Annotated in this window: 12 protein-coding genes and 1 pseudogene; 7 read left to right on the top strand and 6 right to left on the bottom strand. The window is 71.8% G+C overall.

Going from position 1 to position 16,245, the window contains the following annotated elements:
- Positions 1-59 precede the first annotated feature (59 nt).
- From OG251_RS16415 to OG251_RS16405, 3 genes are read right to left on the bottom strand one after another with little or no spacing between them, the layout of a single operon-like run.
- Complete coding sequence (locus OG251_RS16415) at positions 60-758, bottom strand: N-acetylmannosamine-6-phosphate 2-epimerase (protein ID WP_326677888.1); 699 nt, start codon at positions 756-758, stop codon at positions 60-62.
- On the bottom strand, positions 755-1,720 hold the full coding sequence (locus OG251_RS16410; protein WP_326677887.1) for an ROK family protein: 966 nt from the start codon (positions 1,718-1,720) through the stop codon (positions 755-757). The genes OG251_RS16415 and OG251_RS16410 overlap by 4 nt, the downstream gene beginning before the upstream one ends.
- Complete coding sequence (locus tag OG251_RS16405; RefSeq protein WP_326677886.1) at positions 1,717-2,676, bottom strand: dihydrodipicolinate synthase family protein; 960 nt, start codon at positions 2,674-2,676, stop codon at positions 1,717-1,719. The genes OG251_RS16410 and OG251_RS16405 overlap by 4 nt, the downstream gene beginning before the upstream one ends.
- A 173-nt stretch (positions 2,677-2,849) precedes the next feature.
- On the opposite strand from OG251_RS16405, the pseudogene OG251_RS16400 reads away from it, so the two are divergent.
- A pseudogene (locus OG251_RS16400) lies at positions 2,850-3,530 on the top strand (FadR/GntR family transcriptional regulator); the annotation flags it as partial.
- A 156-nt stretch (positions 3,531-3,686) separates the two neighbouring features.
- Here the strand turns inward: OG251_RS16400 and OG251_RS16395 are convergent.
- The 3 genes from OG251_RS16395 to OG251_RS16385 all read right to left on the bottom strand — a co-directional run bounded on the left by OG251_RS16395 (position 3,687) and on the right by OG251_RS16385 (position 7,232).
- Positions 3,687-5,126 (bottom strand): exo-alpha-sialidase, encoded by a 1,440-nt coding sequence (locus OG251_RS16395; RefSeq protein WP_326677885.1) that lies wholly within the window; start codon positions 5,124-5,126, stop codon positions 3,687-3,689.
- 66 nt (positions 5,127-5,192) lie between these two features.
- Positions 5,193-6,203 carry an acetylxylan esterase gene (locus OG251_RS16390; protein WP_326677884.1) on the bottom strand — a complete coding sequence of 337 codons (1,011 nt, stop codon included), beginning with the start codon at positions 6,201-6,203 and terminating at the stop codon, positions 5,193-5,195.
- A gap of 297 nt (positions 6,204-6,500) precedes the next feature.
- Positions 6,501-7,232 (bottom strand): FadR/GntR family transcriptional regulator, encoded by a 732-nt coding sequence (locus OG251_RS16385; protein WP_326677883.1) that lies wholly within the window; start codon positions 7,230-7,232, stop codon positions 6,501-6,503.
- Positions 7,233-7,401: 169 nt separating this feature from the next.
- On the opposite strand from OG251_RS16385, the gene OG251_RS16380 reads away from it, so the two are divergent.
- From OG251_RS16380 to OG251_RS16355, 6 genes are all read left to right on the top strand, one after another.
- Positions 7,402-8,997 carry an ABC transporter substrate-binding protein gene (locus OG251_RS16380; protein ID WP_326677882.1) on the top strand — a complete coding sequence of 532 codons (1,596 nt, stop codon included), beginning with the start codon at positions 7,402-7,404 and terminating at the stop codon, positions 8,995-8,997.
- Between the two features lie 212 nt (positions 8,998-9,209).
- The gene (locus OG251_RS16375) at positions 9,210-10,160 is read left to right on the top strand and encodes an ABC transporter permease (protein ID WP_326677881.1); all 951 of its coding nucleotides are present in this window, start codon (positions 9,210-9,212) and stop codon (positions 10,158-10,160) included.
- Position 10,161: 1 nt separating this feature from the next.
- Positions 10,162-12,327 (top strand): dipeptide/oligopeptide/nickel ABC transporter permease/ATP-binding protein, encoded by a 2,166-nt coding sequence (locus OG251_RS16370; protein ID WP_442818341.1) that lies wholly within the window; start codon positions 10,162-10,164, stop codon positions 12,325-12,327.
- A complete protein-coding gene (locus tag OG251_RS16365) occupies positions 12,324-13,331 on the top strand; it encodes an ABC transporter ATP-binding protein (protein WP_326677880.1) in 1,008 nt (335 codons plus the stop codon). Before OG251_RS16370 ends, OG251_RS16365 begins: the two co-directional genes overlap by 4 nt.
- Entirely contained in the window at positions 13,328-14,260 is a 933-nt protein-coding gene (locus OG251_RS16360; RefSeq protein WP_326677879.1) for a dihydrodipicolinate synthase family protein, read from the top strand. Before OG251_RS16365 ends, OG251_RS16360 begins: the two co-directional genes overlap by 4 nt.
- Before the next feature lie 149 nt (positions 14,261-14,409).
- Positions 14,410-16,224 carry a class I adenylate-forming enzyme family protein gene (locus OG251_RS16355; RefSeq protein WP_442818340.1) on the top strand — a complete coding sequence of 605 codons (1,815 nt, stop codon included), beginning with the start codon at positions 14,410-14,412 and terminating at the stop codon, positions 16,222-16,224.
- Positions 16,225-16,245: the final 21 nt, after the last annotated feature.

Raw genomic sequence — 16,245 nt, 5'->3', positions numbered from 1 at the left:
GGTGGAATGCGATGTGGGCGCGGGCGGTGGTGGCCGTCGTGCAGTGGGTGGTGGTGCGGTCAGGGGCGGGTGATGCCTGCCACGAAGCGGCTGGTCAGTGCGGTCGGGGCGGTGATGGCGGTGCCGACGACGACACTGTGGGCGCCGCGGGCCAGGGCTTCGGCGGCTTCCTCGGGGGTGTTGATACGGCCTTCGGCCACCACGGGCACATCGATCGCCGCGGCGAGTGCGGCGACCAGGTCCAGGTCGGGGCCGGTCTGCTCTGGTGTGCCGGGGACGTAGCCGGAGAGGGTCGTGGAGACGAAGTCCGCCCCCTGCCCCGCCGCCGTGATGCCTTCCGCGAGGGTGGAGACATCGGCCATCACCAGGGCGCCGGCCCCGTGGACCGCCGCGGCCAGTTCGGCGAAGGACGAGCCGTCGGGGCGCGGGCGGTCGGTGGCGTCCGCGGCGACGACCGTCGCCCCCGCCTCGACCAGCGCCAGGGCGTGCCGGACGGTCGGCGTGATGTAGACGCCGGTGTCGCCGTCCTTCCACAGGCCGATGACCGGCAGGCGTACGGCCGCGACGATCGCGGCGACGACCTCCGGTTCATTGGCGCGGATCGCGGTGCCGCCCCCGGCGGCGGCCGACTCGGCGAGCCGGACCAGGGTGGCGGTCTCCCGCATCGGGTCGCCCGGCGGGGCCTGGCAGGACACGATCAGCCTGCCCTTGAGTGCGGCGGTCAATGGGGCGGTGGTTCGTTCGTGCGGTGTGTTCATCGGAGTGCTCCCGGGTGGTGGAGGGTGAGCGTGGTGGTGAGGGCGGCTGCGCCGAGTACCGCCGCGTCATGGCCGAACAGGGGGGCCACCGGGGTCAGTCCGCGCAGCGGGGGCATCAGTTCGGCGGTGAAGGCGGCGGCCAGGGCGTCCCCGTACAGCGGGCCGATCCGCGGGACCCCGCCGCCGACGACGACCCGGTCCGGGCCGAGCGCGTTGGCGAGCCCGCCGAGCACCCGGCCGACAGCGGCTGCGCCGGTGGTGATCGCGCGCACGGCCTGGGCGTCGCCCCGCGCGGCCCGGCCCGCGACCGTTTCGAGCCGGTCCACCGGAGTGCCGGTGAGCCGCTCGTAATGGGCGGCGATGCCGGGTCCGGAGGCGATGACCTCCAGGTGCCCGGTGGAACCGCAGGTGCAGGGCAGTCCCGCCGCCTGCGGGCTCGGCAGATGGCCGATGTGCCCGGCCATCCCGGAGGCGCCGTGCAGCATCCGTCCGTCGACGGCGACGGCGCCTCCGACCCCGGTGCCGATGGCGGCGAACAGCAGGGAGGCGTGTTCCCCGCCCAGCGCCGCGAGTTCGGGTCCGGCCGTGGCGCGGACGTCGTTGTCGCAGGCCACCGGGAGCCCCGTACGGTGCGCGAGCCCGGCGCCCAGTGCGGTGCCCGCCCAGCCCCGGATGGAGTCGGTGGCGCTGGTGACCATGCCGGTACGGGGATCGACGACTCCGGCGGCGGCGATCCCGAGCGCCGTGGCGGTCCGGTCCGGGTCGACCTCGGCGGCGGCCGCCGCGAGCGCGTCGAGCACGGCGGCGGAGCCGTCCCCGGCCGGGGTGGGCCGGGTGCGGCGGGCCAGTACGGTGCCGTCGGCGCCGAAGAGGGCGGCGTCGATCTTCGTACCGCCGAGGTCGAGGCCGATCACGACGGCTCCGGTGCCTTCGGGGCCGCCGGGCAGGGGGCCGGTGTTCATCGGACCGGCGGCAGGCCGGCGGCGCGCAGCCGCCGTGCGACCAGGACGAGCGACTCGGCGGACAGCGGAATCTGCGGGAACGCGGTGTCCCCGCACTCGATGACGCCGAGCAGCCGCAGCGCCGCCTTGAACGAGCCGAGCGCCGAGGAACTGCGCCCCATGTCGGCCTCCGGGCCGGCGTCGACCATGGCGAACAGGTCGGTCAGCCGCTCCTGTTCCTTCGCGGCCCGCTCCCAGTCGCCCGCCCGCGCGGCGTCGTAGAGCCGGACGAATCCGGCCGGGTCCACATTGCCGATGCCCGGCACGACCCCGTCCACGCCGGCCAGCAGGGCCGCGTCCACGGTCAGTTCGGACCCGGTCAGCACGCTGAACAGCGGCGTCGGGCCCTGTGCGCGGCCTTCCCGGCCGCCCAGCTCGACGAGCAGCCGGCGCAGCCCGCCCTCGTCGCCGCTGCTGTCCTTGAGGCCGGCCAGCGTGCCGTCCTCCGCCAGTTCGCGTACGAGCGAGGCGGAGAGCTTGGAGTGCACGGCGACCGGGATGTCGTACGCGAACAGCGGCAGGTCCACGGTGTCCCGCAGCCGCCGGAAGTGCCCGGCGATCTCCTTGCCGTGGGTGCGGGTGTAGAACGGCGCGGTCGCCACGAGCGCGTCCGCGCCCAGGCCCTTCGCGGACTTCGCGTGTTCCACGACCCGCGCGGTCGTGGTGTCGATGACTCCGGCCAGCACCGGAACCCGGCCGTCGGCCACATCGACCACGGTCTCCAGGGCCGTGGCCCGCTGCTCGTCGGTCAGATAGGCGACCTCACTGGTCGAGCCGAGCGCGAACAGCCCGTGCACGCCCCCGCCGATCAGATGCTCCACGAGCCGCCCGAGCGACGCGGTGTCGACCTCCCCGCCGGAGTCGAGCGGAGTGCAGACCGGCGGGACGACGCCACGCAACGGTGCGGTCAGAGACATGGTGAGGACTCCAGCTTCGTTGGTACGCCGACTTGGTGGGTACGCCGATCCGATCCGTGGCCCGAGGTGGCTGCCGGATCAAGACACAAGACGTAAGATGTCCTATGTCTGGCTTACCTTAAACAGATGCTCCTGCGACCGGTCAAGGGGCAATCGCACCTCAGGAGGACGTTGTGGCCCGCCCCACCACGGCCCAGTTCATCGAGCGTCGGATCAAGGAACTGATCCTGGAACGCAGACTCGCCCCCGGTGACGCGCTGCCCACCGAGGGCGAGTTGATGGATCTCTTCGGTGTCGGCCGGGTGTCGGTGCGCGAGGCCCTCAAGTCGCTCCAGGCCATGAACGTGGTCGAGATCCGGCGAGGCTTCGGCACGTTCGTCGGCTCGCTCTCGCTGGAGCCCTTCGCCGAAGGGCTCGCCTTCCGCGCCGCCGTCCGCTACCGGCAGGGTGAGCCGGGTCTCCTGGAGCTGATGAAGGTGCGGGAGGCGCTGGAGACCGGTCTGGTCGGCGCGGTCGCCGCCGGTATCCCCGACGAGGACCTCGATGTCCTGCACGCCCTCGTGGCCGAGATGGAGATCGAGGGCCGCGACGGCCGGGTGGCACGTTCCACCGACCGCGCCTTCCATCTCGCGCTCTACGCCTCGCTCGACAACCACCTGCTCAGCGAGGTGCTGGACGCGTTCTGGGCCGCCATGGACCGGGTACGGGAAGATCTCGACGACGGCCACCAGGACCCCGGGGTCACCTGCGCCCAGCACCGCGAGATCGTCGAAGCGGTCGCGGCGGCCGACGGGGAGCGCGCGGTACGCGCCATGCGCACCCACTTCGACGGCATCCGCAACCGTCTGGAACCCGTCCCGCGGACGGGGACGCGGCGCGGGGCGGAACCCAAACCCAAACCCAAACCCAAACCCAAACCCGCACCGGCACCGGCCGCACCCGCACCGGCCCCCGGCCCTGGTGCCCGTCCTTCGACGCTCAGCCCCTGACGCCCGGCGTACCGCCGTGGGTCACGGGGTGACGGTCACCGTCGCGCTGCCCGAGGCGCGCTTGTCGTTCGCCCGGTAGGTGGCGGTGAGCCTGACGCTTCCCGAAGCGCCCGCGGCGACCGTGACGGGGATCTTGATGTTGGCACCCTGGCCCGGGTTGAGCGCAGGGATGGTGGCCGGGCCCGCCGTCCATCCACTGGGCACCGCGAGATCGATCGTGCCCGCGTCACGGCGCACATCCATCCTGTTGACCACGCGGACGGTCACCTCCGTGCTCGTGCCCGCCTTCAGCGTGGCGGGCGGGGTGATCGTGATGTCGGCGCAGGTGCCGCCCAGCCACTTCAGGTCGAACGACGCGTAGGTGATGTGCTGGTAGTCGGCGCGCTCGTAGAGCAGTCCGACGCGTTCGCCGGGCAGCTTGGTGAGCGTCGAGTAGGCCGCGGCGCCCGCGTCGAGGACCTTGCTGATCGGCCAGGTCTTCCCGTTGTCGCAGGACATCTTCACGGTGAGGTTGCGCCGCGCCGACGCGTCGTCGGTGTTGCTGAACAGCAGCCATGACGACTGGGGGTCGGAGGCCGGCGCGTCGGGGGCGTAGCGGATGACCGAGGCGTTGTTCGCGGGGTCGGTCAGACCGGTGTCCTGGGTGAACGGGGTGTAGTTGACGCCGCCGTCGGTGGAGTACGCGATCGTGCGGTACGGCTTGGACCGGTTGTTGAGCATGATCCTGCCGTCGGACAGCTCGACGGTCTTGTTCTCGTCGCCGCCGGGGCCGACCGGGTTGCCCATCCTCCAGGTCGCACCGTGGTCGTCGCTGTAGGCGCTGACGGCGTAGTTGGCCCCGTTGTTCCGGATGGCGTACTGCTGGATCAGCCGGCCCTTGTACGCCCCCCGGCGCAGCTGGATGCCCTCGCCGGAGGCCGCGAACATGCCCGCCCACGCGGGGTTCTTGATCTGCTGGGTGATACGGCGGTGGGTCCACGTCGCACCGTCGTCGTCCGAGTAGCTGTAGTCCGCCTGGAGGACGTCCGGGTCGCTCTCGTCGTTCCCGGTGGCCGAGCCGAAGAAGCCCTGGTTCACCCCGGCCGCGTAGAACAGGAAGATACGGCCGGTGGTGCGGTCCACCAGCAGGCTCGGGTCCCCGAAGCCCTTGGGGGCGGCCTCCTTGCGGACCACCTGCTGGGACTGCCAGGTGACACCCCCGTCCGTGCTGCGGCGCAGCACGATGGAGATGTTGGCCGGCAGGTCCCCCAGCGTGGGGCGGGCGTCGTAGGCCGCGAGCAGGGTGCCCTTGACCGAGGTGGTCAGCGCGGGGATGCGGTAGTGGGGCGAGCCCACCCCGTCGACGGTCAGGTCCTGGGAGGACGGTTCACCGGCGGCGGGGGCGGCGCCGTGCGCGGTGCCGGTCGCGGTGACCACCAGAAGGGCGGCCGACAGCAGGGCGAGGGAGACTTTTCGCTGCATGGACGATCTCTCTTCTCGTAAGGGATTCAGAGGGATTCGGAGGGGTTCAGGCAGGCTCGGCCTCGGTCAGGGGTGGCCGGGCCGCCCGGACCGGGGGCCGGCGAACAGGGAACGCACCCAAGCCAGTTGCTCCCGCTGCTGATACGCCGCGCCGCCCTCGTGCCCGTTGAACCCGTAGACGCGGACGTCCTTGGGTCCCGCGTAGTGGTTGTAGGCGGCGAAGCAGGTGGAGGGCGGGCAGATGTCGTCCATCATCGCGAGGGAGAACAGCGCGGGCGCGGTGGCGCGGGTGGCGAGCAGCGCGGCGTCGAAGTACGACAGGGTGTGGAACACCGTCTCGGTGCGGTCACGGTGCAGGCGGAGGTATTCGGCGATCTCGGTGTACGGAGGGCGCCCCGCGATCGCCGCCGCCCGGGGGAAGTCGCAGAGGAACGGAACGTCCGGCAGCACGCCCGCCAGTCCCGGCACCAGGCCGGACACGGCCAGGGCGATGCCGCCGCCCTGGCTCACCCCGGTGACGACGATCCGTTCCGGGTCGACCTCGGGGTGGTCGCGCATCGCCTCGACGCAGCGCACGGCATCGGTGAACACCCGTCGGTAGTAGTACGTTTCCGGGCTCTCGATGCCGCGGGTGACGAAACCCGGTACGGCTCCGGCCGCGCCCGGGTCGGTATCGGCGGTGCTCCCGCCGGCCGCCGACCAGCCCTGGCCGCGGGTGTCCATGACCAGATGGGCGTATCCGGCCGCCGCCCAGAGGAGGTCCTCGTGCGGCAGCCCCCGCCCCCGGCCGTATCCCAGGAACTCGACGACGCAGCCGAGCGGTCCGGTGGCCCCGGCGGGCAGGCGCAGCCAGCCGTGGACCGGCCGCCCGGCGAAACCGGGGACGGTCACGTCGTACGTACGGACCTGGGTGATCCCGGTGTCGACGGCGGTGAACAACGGCTTCTCCACCGCGTCTCGGCCGTCGGCGGGGACCTCGCTCAGGGTGCGTTCCCAGAAGGCGTCGAAACCGTCGGGAACCGGCAGCTCCGGCCGGTAGGCGCGGCACTCCGCGGGCGAGAGGTCCGTCAGAGGCATGGAGGTGCCCTCCTGGAGGGAAGCGGGGTGATGATGACCACCGGTCACGACAGAAGACGTCAGATGTCCTGTTGGCACACGGACCCTAGGCACCGCTGAGGCGACCGTCAAGGGCTCCGGCCGACTGTGCGGCGACCGATACGGCGACCGATACGGCGACCGGAGCGGCGGCCGGTGCGGCAGCCGGTGAGGCGGCCGGGGTGTGCTGGGGATGTGCCGGGGATGTGCCGGGGATGTGCCGGGCCGGCTCCTGTCCGGAGCGGGCCCGGCCGCGTTCTCCTCCGGGGCGGCCCGGGGTCAGCCCTGGGCGCTGTCGCGGGCGCGGGCTTCGGAGATCCGGCGTCTGACCGGGGCGTAGTGCTCGCCCAGTGAGGTGATGAAGCCGGGGATGTCGCCCGCCCGTGCGGCGTCCACGATGTTCTGGTGGGCGGTGATCGTTTCCGTCTCGTCGGCCTGTGTGAAGCCGTCCAGGTGCGGCGCGACGATCGCGTACACGTCCCAGAAGGCCATCGAGAGCTGGCCGATCAGATCGTTTCCGAGCGGGGCGACGAGCAGGGCGTGGAAGGCGCGGTCCGCCTCCACGAAGCCGGTCCCCTCCTGGGCCCCGGTCGCGCGCATGGTGGCCACCAGGCCGTCCAGGGTGTCGAGCTGTCCGGGGTTGAGCAGGGAAACGATCCGGTCCGCCATGCCGCGCTCGAACAGCTCGCGTACGTCGACGAGGTCGGCCAGCACCTGGACGTCGTCGTCCGGGGAGAGCAGCCCGCGGAAGGTCAGGCTCTCCACCAGGGCGGACAGGCTCAGCCGCCCGACGTACGTGCCGTGCCCGTGGCGCACCTCGACGATGTCCAGGGCGTTGAGGATCTTGACCGCCTCGCGGACGCTGGAGCGGCTGGCGCCGAGCGCCTCGCACAGGGCCGGCTCGGTGGGCAGTGGGTCCCCGGGGCGCAGCTTCTCCTCAAGGATGTAGCGCTTGATGCCGTCGACGACTTCCTGCCGGAGCAGCTGCCGGCCGGGCCTCGTACCGGACATATGTGAACTCCCCACCTCTTGACCCCTCTCGATTGTCAAGCTACGTTCCAACGCTATCAAGGCATCAGACATCTGACGTCTCATGCTTCAGCTGGAAATGATCCCCCGTGATCGTGTCTCGGCTCTGTGTTCCGCCCTTCGTCCGACCTTCAATATCCCTGGAGGACCCGTGCCCGAGCTGAGATCAGCCGGTTTCGAGCGCCGCACGTTCCTGCGTTACACCAGTGCCGTCGGTGCGGCGGCCGCCATCACGGCGGGGCTCTCCGCCTGTGGCGGTCCGTCCTCGACCGCCGACGGCGCGGCGGGCAAGGGGGACGGCAACGGCACCATCGAGGCAGGGCTGTCGTACCCGCTCTCGACGGGCTTCGACCCGATGATCACCTCGGGCGCGACTCCGTACGCCGCCAATATGCACATCTTCGAGGGCCTCGTCGATCTCGACCCGGCAACGCTCGTGGCCCGCCCGGCGCTCGCCACCGAGATGCCGAAGAAGATCAACGCCACCACCTACCGGGCCACGCTCCGTGCCGGAGCGACGTTCCACGACGGATCGCCGGTCACCGCCGACGATGTGGTGTTCAGCTTCGAACGCATCCTGGACGAGAAGAACGCGTCGCTGATGGCACAGTTCGTGCCCTTCATCGACACCGTCGAGGCGGTCGACGCCACGACGGTCGAGTTCAAGCTCAAGTACGCCTTCGCGCTGTTCCCGTCGCGCATCGCCGTCGCCCGGATCGTGCCGAAGAAGATCGTCGAGGCGGACGTCAAGGGATTCGACGCCAAGCCGGTCGGCTCGGGACCGTACAGGTTCATCGAGGCGACTCGTGAGGACAAGATCGTCTTCGAGAAGTACGCCAAGTACAACGGCCCGCACCCGGCCAAGGCCGAGAAGATGGTCTGGCGCCTGATGTCGGACCAGTCGGCGCGCGTCAGCGCCATGGAGTCCGGCCGGGTCCAGGCCATCGAGGACGTCCCCTACATCGACGTCAAGCGGCTCGCGGGCTCCACGAAGACCGAGTCCGTGCAGTCCTTCGGCCTGCTCTTCCTGATGTTCAACACCGCGGACAAGCGGTTCGCCGACAAGCGGGTCCGGCAGGCACTGCACTACGCGCTGGACACCGAGAAGATCATCAGCACCGCCATGGTCGGCAACGCGGCGGCCGCCACCGGCTACGTCCCGGCGACCCACCCGGACTACCACAAGGCCGCCACCGTCTACACGCACGACGTGGCCAGGGCGAAGAAGCTGCTCGCCGAAGCGGGCGTCAAGAACCTCTCCTTCACCGTCCTGACCACCGACACCGGCTGGGTCAAGGACATCGCCCCGCTGCTCAAGGAGAGCTGGGCGGCGGCCGGAGTCGAGGTCACCCTCAACATCGCGCAGTCCCCGGCCCAGTACGCCAAGATCGACAGCGGTGACTTCGAGGTCCTCGTGGCCCCCGGCGACCCCTCGGTCTTCGGCAACGACGCCGACCTCCTGATGCGCTGGTTCTACTACGGCTTCTGGCCGGAGAAGCGCTACGGATGGGGCAAGTCCCCCGCGTACAAGCAGGTCAGGCAGACCCTCGACAAGGCCGCCCAGGCCGCCGACGAGGAGACGCGCAGGAAGCTGTGGGGCGAGGTCACCGATCTGGTCGCCGACGAGGCCGCGCTCTACCCGATCCTGCACCGCAAGCTGCCCACCGCCTGGAACGAGAAGGCGCTGCCCGGCTTCAAGCCGCTGCCCACCACGGGCCTGTCCTTCGTGGACGTCAGCCGCGCCTGACCGCGACCGGTCCGGGCCGCCCCGCCCGCGCCCGACCGTCATCGGCCGGGGCCGCCCTCCCTCGGCCTTGAGCGTTGCCGGTCGGGGCCGCCCCGCCCGGCCTTGACCGCGACCGGTCCGGGCCGCCCCGCCCGGACCCGACCGACACCGGTCCGGGCCGCCCTTCCCGGTGGCCCGGACCCGCCGTCCGCCCAATCGCAAGGAACCCGACGATGGTTGCTTTTCTCCGGCTCGCGCTGCGCCGCGTCGCGATGATGCCGGTGATGATCCTCGGTATCGCGCTGCTGGTCTTCGTGGTGCTGCAGTTCTCGCCGGTCGACCCGGCCTTCAACGCGCTCGGGGAGAGCGCCACCCCCGAGGCCCGCGCGGCCTTCGCCGAGGCCAACGGGCTCAACGACCCGCTGCCCGTACGGTACGTCGACTTCCTGGGCCGGCTGCTCCACTTCGACCTCGGGATGACCGTCCCGCCGAGTCAGCCCGTCGTCGACCGGATCACCGCCGCCTTCCCGCTCACGCTCCAGCTGACCCTGCTCGGCCTGGTCCTCGCGGTCCTCCTCGCCGTCGTCGGCGGCGTCCTCGGCGCGATGTACCGGGACCGCTGGCCCGACCAGCTGTTCCGGGTGCTCTCCATGGCAGGGGTCGCCATCCCCTCGTTCTGGCTCGGCGTGCTGCTCATCCAGCAGTTCGCGCTGAACGTCCGGATCTTCCCGACCGGCGGCTACACCAACCCCGCCGACTCGTTCAGCGGCTGGCTCACCACCATGGCCCTGCCCGCGTTCTCGCTCGCCGTGCCCGTCGCCGCCTCGCTCGCCCGCCTCGTACGCACCTCGATGGTCGCCGAACTCGACCGCGACTACGTGCGCACCGCACGCGGCAACGGGCTGCCGGTGTTCCTGGTGGTCCGCTCGGTGCTGCGGAACGCGCTCGTCACCCCGCTGACGGTGCTCGGCGTCAAGGTCGGCTATCTGCTCAGCGGGGCCGTCGTCATCGAAGCGATCTTCGACCTGCCCGGCATGGGCAAGCTCATCCTCGAAGGTGTCACCGGCGGCGATGTCGCCCTGGTCCAGGGCACCGTACTGACCATCGCCATCGCCTTCCTGGTGGTCAACGTCATCGTCGACCTGCTCTATCTGCTGGTCAACCCGCGCATCAGGACGGTGTGACATGTTCGCCACGGGCCGTCTGGCCAAGAAGCTCACCCGACCGGGCATCGCCTTCCGCGCCCTCCCGGTCACCTCCCGCGTCGCCCTCGGCGTACTCGTAGTCGTCGTACTCGGCGCCGTATTCGCCCCCCTGCTCACCCAGGACCCGCTGACCACCGGCACCCCCGTGCAGGCACCCAGCGGTGAGCACTGGTTCGGCACCGACCGGGCGGGGCGCGATGTGTTCGCCCGCGTCGTGCACGGCTCGCGCTACTCGCTGATCATCGGCCTCGGCGCGACCGCCGTCGCCCTGGTCGTGGGAGCCGTCCTCGGCTCGCTCGCCGCGACCTCGCGCAAGCTCGGCGACGAGTCCGTGATGCGCACCCTCGACGTCGTGATGTCCTTCCCGCCGATCGCCCTCGCGGCCGTCCTGGTCGCCGTCTTCGGCACCAGCGTCCCGGTGATCATCTTCACCATCGCGTTCGTCTACAGCCCGTCGCTCGCCCGCGTCGTCCGCGCCAATGTGCTGTCCCAGTACGGCGAGGACTACGTCGCGGCCGAAAAGGTCATCGGCGCCCGCCGCGGCTACATCGTGCTGCGCCATGTCGCGGTCAACTGCATGGCGCCGGTGCTGGTGTTCGCCACCGTCATGGTCGCCGAGGCGATCATCTTCGAGGCGAGCCTCTCCTTCATCGGCGCCGGCGTGCAGGACCCCGACCCCAGCTGGGGAAGCGTGCTGGCCTACGGCCGGCAGATCCTCCTCGCGGGCGGCTGGTGGGCCACCTTCTTCCCCGGCCTCGCCCTGCTGATCACCGTGCTCGCGCTGAACATCCTCTCGGAGGGACTCACCGACGCCTCGGCCGCGCCGAAGAAGGCCCGCGCCACGACGGAGAACTCCGGCGCCGCCACGGAGATTTCCAGCGCCACCGTGGAGACCTCCTCCACCACCGCGGACACGTCCGGCGCCCCCGTGGACACGTCCGGTGCCCCCGTGGATGTCGATGCCGCCCTCACCAAGCTCGCCCGGCGCATCAACGCCACCGAGCCGTCCATCACGCCGGTACGTGAGGACGCCGCCGAACTCCTCGTCGTACGCGACCTGGCGATCCGCTTCCCCGACCGCTACGGAACCATCCCCGTCGTCGACTCCCTCGACTTCACCGTCCACGAGGGCGAAACCCTCGGCCTGGTAGGCGAGTCGGGCTGCGGCAAGTCCATCACCAGTCTCGCCGTGATGGGCCTCCTCGCCCGCAACGCCGAGGTCAGCGGTGAGATCCTCTACCGCGGCCGGGACCTGCTGAAGCTCCCGCCCAAGGAACGCCGCGCCCTGATGGGACCCGAGATCGCGATGGTCTACCAGGACGCGCTCTCCTCCCTCAATCCGTCCGTCCTGGTGGGCACCCAGCTGAAGCAGCTCACCTCGCGCGGGGGCACGAAGACCCCTGCCGAGCTCCTCGAACTGGTCGGCCTCGCCCCCGAACGCACCCTGCGCAGCTACCCCCACGAGCTGTCCGGCGGCCAGCGCCAGCGTGTCCTGATCGCCATGGCACTGTCCCGCAGCCCCCGTCTGCTGATCGCGGACGAACCGACCACCGCCCTCGACGTCACCGTCCAGGCCCAGGTCGTCGAACTCCTCGTCCGGCTGCGGGACGAGCTGGGCTTCGCCATGGTCCTGGTCTCCCACGACCTCGCCCTGGTCGGGGACCTGTCGCACCGTGTCGCGGTGATGTACGCGGGCCGCCTCGCCGAGATCGGTGACACCCGCTCCGTCCTCACCGACCCCACCCACCACTACAGCCGCGGCCTCCTCGGCTCGGTCGTCTCCCTGGAGGCGGGCGCCGAGCGGCTGCACCAGATCCGCGGTGTCGTCCCGGCACCCCAGGGCTTCGGCGAGGGCTGCCGGTTCGCCTCGCGCTGCGGCGCGGCGACCGAACTGTGCCGTACCACCACCCCCGCACTCACCACACGCACCACCAACGCCCTCGCACTCACCGGACCCACGCTCACCACCCCCGCGCTCACCACCCCCACGCTCACCACCCCCGCGCTCACCGGACCCAACACCTCCGGACCCACCACGACCCCCGCACTCACCGGACCCGCCGTCCCCGGCGGCGCGCACGACCACGGCTTCGCCTGTCACCACCCGGCGAGGGCCGCCGCACAGCTGGAAGGGAGCGCCCTGTGATCAGGCTCGACGGCGTCCACGTACGCCACAAGGCACGCAGCGGAGGCGTCTTCCGGCGCGATGCCGTGCACGCCCTCACCGACGCGACCCTGGAGGTCGAGCGCGGCGAGATCGTCGGCCTGGTCGGCGAGTCCGGCTGCGGCAAGTCCACCCTCGCCAGGGTTCTGACCGGACTCCAGAGGCCCACCGAGGGCCAGGTCCGCTTCCATGGCCGCGACCTCTGGGAGATGACGGCGACCGAGCGCCGTGACGACTTCGGCTCGGCGGTCGGCGTGGTCTTCCAGGACCCGTCCACCGCCCTCAACCCCCGGCTCACCGTCCGTCAGATCCTGCGCGACCCGCTGGATGTGCACCGGCGCGGCACCCGCGCCTCGCGGGAGGCCCGGGTCGAGGAACTCCTCGACCTGGTCGGCCTGCCCGGTCACACCCTCGCCGCGCTGCCCGGTCAGCTCTCCGGCGGTCAGCGCCAGCGCGTGGCCATCGCCCGCGCCCTGGCCCTCGAACCGGAACTGATCGTCGCCGACGAACCGACCTCCGCCCTCGACGTCTCCGTACGCGCCCAGGTCCTCAACCTCCTGGTCGACCTGCGCGAACGCCTGGGCCTCGGCATGGTGTTCATCTCGCACGACATCCAGACCGTGCGGTACCTCGCCGACCGCATCGCCGTCCTCTACCTCGGCCGCATCGTCGAGGAGGGCCGGGCGGCCGATGTCGGGGGTGCCCCCGTGCACCCGTACACCGAGGCCCTGCTCTCGGCGACGCCCAGCCTGCTGGAGACCACCGAACGCATCGTGCTCACCGGCCCCGTGCCCTCCGCCACCAACCCGCCGTCCGGCTGCCCGTTCCGCACCCGCTGCTGGAAGGCGGACGACGCGTGCGCCACGGTCTTCCCCGTCGGGACCGTCGGGCCCGGCGAACACCGCTGGCACTGCGTCCACCCCCAGACCCCCGCGTCCCTCACCGGGGACCCGGCCCCCGCACCATCCGCAAGGAGCACCGCATGACCGCCCGCACTCCCCTGTACTCCGGCGTGATCCCGCCCGTCGTCACCCCGCTCACGGCGGACGGAGACATCGACAGGGCCTCCCTGGAGCGGGTGGTCGGCCATCTCCTCGACGGCGGTGTCGGCGGACTCTTCGCCCTCGGCAGCTCCGGCGAGACCGCCTATCTGACGCCGACGCAGCAGGACGAGGTCATCGAGGTGATCACCGGCGCGGCGGCGGGCCAGGTGCCCGTCATCGTCGGAGCCATCGAGACGACCACCAACCGGGCCATCGAGCGGGCCGGCGCGGCGGCCGGACTCGGCGCCGACGCGGTGGTCGCCACCGCCCCCTTCTACACCCGCACCCACGGCAGTGAGATCGACCGCCACTTCCGGGACATCGCGGCCGCGGTCGACCTGCCGCTGCTCGCGTACGACGTGCCGGTCTGCGTCCACAGCAAGCTCGACCCGGAACTGCTGCTGCCGCTCGCCGCCGACGGGGTGATCGCCGGGGTGAAGGACTCCAGCGGCGACGACGGCTCGTTCCGCCGCCTGGCCATCGGTGCCCGCGAGCTGCCGGGCTTCTCCCTGCTCACCGGCCATGAACTGGTGGTCGACGCGATGATGCTCAGCGGCGCCGACGGCTCGGTACCGGGTCTGGGCAATGTGGATCCGCACGGCTATGTGCGGCTGTACGAGGCGGCGGTACGGGGTGACTGGGAGACGGCGAAGGCCGAACAGGACCGGCTGGTCGCGCTGTTCGACATCATCCGCGCCGCTCGCCCCGGCACGGCGTCGGCCACCGCCGCCGGCCTCGGGGCGTTCAAGACGGCCCTGATGCTGCTCGGCGTCATCACGACGAACGTGATGAGCCCGCCGATGCGCAGCCTGGACGCGGAGGAGACGGCGACGATCGCCGCCTGCCTGAAGCGTGCGGGCCTGGACGTCTGACCCCTCGCGGGCGGGACGGGCCGGGGGAGGGGAAGGCGTGATGGAGGGCGGGCCGAGGGCCGACGGAGGCGCGAACGGCTCCCTTGACGGGGCAGAAAGGCGGGCATAGCGTCGCCGGGTTACTGAGCAAGCGCTTGGAGAGGTCGTCCGTGCCGCACACCGACCCGCTGCCCGTCCCGGATCCCGCCGCCCGGCCCACCGGCCCCGCGCCTGCCCCGTCGCCCCCCGCGCCCGCCCCGCCCGACCCCTCCGCCACCTCCCGTATCGAAGCCTCCCTCACCGCTCCCGGTGCCCCCTTCGCCGTCGTGCGCGCCGAGCACGGGCCGCTGGTCTACGCGGACGGGCCGCGCACGCTCCGGGAGTTCGTGGAGACCACCTGGGCGTACGGCGACCGGCCGTTCCTGATCGCGGGGGAGCGCAGCTACTCGTACGCCGAGTTCTTCGCCGCCTCCTGCGCCCTGGCGCGGCGGCTCAGCGACACCTACGGGCTGCGCCCCGGGGACCGGGCCGTCGTCGCGATGCGCAACCACCCCGAGTGGCAGATCGCGTTCTGGGCGGTGCAGCTGGCCGGTCTGGTGGCGGTGCCGCTCAACGCCTGGTGGACCGAGGACGAGTTCGCGTACGCCCTCGCCGACTGCGAGCCGAGCGTGCTCCTGGTCGACGGGGAGCGGCTGCCCCGGGTGGCGGGCTGGGCGGAGAGGACCGTGGCGCGTGTCGTGCTCTTCCACGGGGAGGCGCACGCCGGGAGCGGTGCCGAGGCGCGTGTCGAGCGGTACGAGGACTTCCCCGCACCCGATCCGCTGGCCGCGCCGCCCGATGTGGAGATCCGGCCCGAGGACGACGCCACGATCATCTACACCTCCGGCACCACCGGGCGCCCCAAGGGTGCCGTCGCCACCCATCTCGCCCAGGCGGGGGCGGCCCTCAACCCGCGCTTCCACGCCGCGGCCTCGGCGCTGGGGCGCGGGCTCATCCCCGGGATGGGGCCCTCGCCGGTCACCCTGATGACGTTCCCGTTCTTCCACGTCGCCGCGTTCACCGGTTTCTACGCGGCGATGGCGGCGGGCGGCGCCCTCGTGCTGATGCGCAAGTGGGATGTGGACGAGGCGCTCCGGCTGATCCGTGCGCACCGTGTCACGCACTACGCCGGAGTACCGGCCACCGCCCTCCAGCTCCTCGCCGCCGCCGAGGCGACGGGCGACGGTCTGGAGAGCCTGGCGATGCTCAACACCGGTGGCGCCGCCGCCCCGCCCGACCTGGTCGCCCGGCTCACCGCCCGTTACGGCGAGCGGATCGAGCCCCGTAACGGCTACGGCCTCACCGAGACCAGCGGCGGGGTCATGGCGAACTTCGGCGCCGACTACCGTGCCCACCCCGGCAGCGTCGGCCGCCCGACCCCGACCACCGAGGTGCGGATCGCCGGACCGTCGGGCGGGGCGCTGCCCGAGGGCGAGGTCGGTGAGCTGTGGCTGCGCGGTCAGGCGCTGGTACGGGGTTACTGGCGCGACGAGGAGGCGACGGCCGCGGCGTTCACCGGCGGCTGGTTCCGTACGGGTGACCTCGCCGTGCTGCGTGACGGGCGGGTCGCGGTGGTCGACCGGATCAAGGACATGGTGATCAGGGGCGGCGAGAACGTGTACTGCGTCGAGGTCGAGGCCGCGCTGCACGACCACCCCGATGTCGAGGACGCGGCGGTGCTCGGTGTGGAGCACCCGGTGCTGGGGGAGGAGGTCGCGGCCGTCGTCCGGCTGCGCGCCGGTGCCACGGTCACGGCGGGCGGGCTGCGGAAGTCCGTCGGGCGGGGCCTGGCCGCGTTCAAGGTGCCGGCCCATGTGCTGTTCACCGATGAGCCGCTGCCCCGCAACGCGACCGGCAAGATCCTCAAGCGGGAGCTGCGCGGCCCGGTCCGCGACCTGGTGGCGGGCGCGGAGCCGGAGAAACCGTGGCTGCGGAAGAGACCGTAGAGCGGAAGAAACCGAAGGTGC

The sequence above is a fragment of the Streptomyces sp. NBC_01237 genome (assembly GCF_035917275.1).
Lineage (GTDB): Bacteria > Actinomycetota > Actinomycetes > Streptomycetales > Streptomycetaceae > Streptomyces.
This window is presented reverse-complemented; position numbering and strand designations above follow the sequence as displayed.

Bases quoted from the DNA above. Each gene is read 5' to 3' on its own strand.
- OG251_RS16415 (WP_326677888.1), bottom strand. From the start codon at position 758: ATGAACACACCGCACGAACGAACCACCGCCCCATTGACCGCCGCACTC.
- OG251_RS16410 (WP_326677887.1), bottom strand. From the start codon at position 1,720: ATGAACACCGGCCCCCTGCCCGGCGGCCCCGAAGGCACCGGAGCCGTC.
- OG251_RS16405 (WP_326677886.1), bottom strand. From the start codon at position 2,676: ATGTCTCTGACCGCACCGTTGCGTGGCGTCGTCCCGCCGGTCTGCACT.
- OG251_RS16395 (WP_326677885.1), bottom strand. From the start codon at position 5,126: ATGCAGCGAAAAGTCTCCCTCGCCCTGCTGTCGGCCGCCCTTCTGGTG.
- OG251_RS16390 (WP_326677884.1), bottom strand. From the start codon at position 6,203: ATGCCTCTGACGGACCTCTCGCCCGCGGAGTGCCGCGCCTACCGGCCG.
- OG251_RS16385 (WP_326677883.1), bottom strand. From the start codon at position 7,232: ATGTCCGGTACGAGGCCCGGCCGGCAGCTGCTCCGGCAGGAAGTCGTC.
- OG251_RS16375 (WP_326677881.1), top strand. From the start codon at position 9,210: ATGGTTGCTTTTCTCCGGCTCGCGCTGCGCCGCGTCGCGATGATGCCG.
- OG251_RS16370 (WP_442818341.1), top strand. From the start codon at position 10,162: ATGTTCGCCACGGGCCGTCTGGCCAAGAAGCTCACCCGACCGGGCATC.
- OG251_RS16360 (WP_326677879.1), top strand. From the start codon at position 13,328: ATGACCGCCCGCACTCCCCTGTACTCCGGCGTGATCCCGCCCGTCGTC.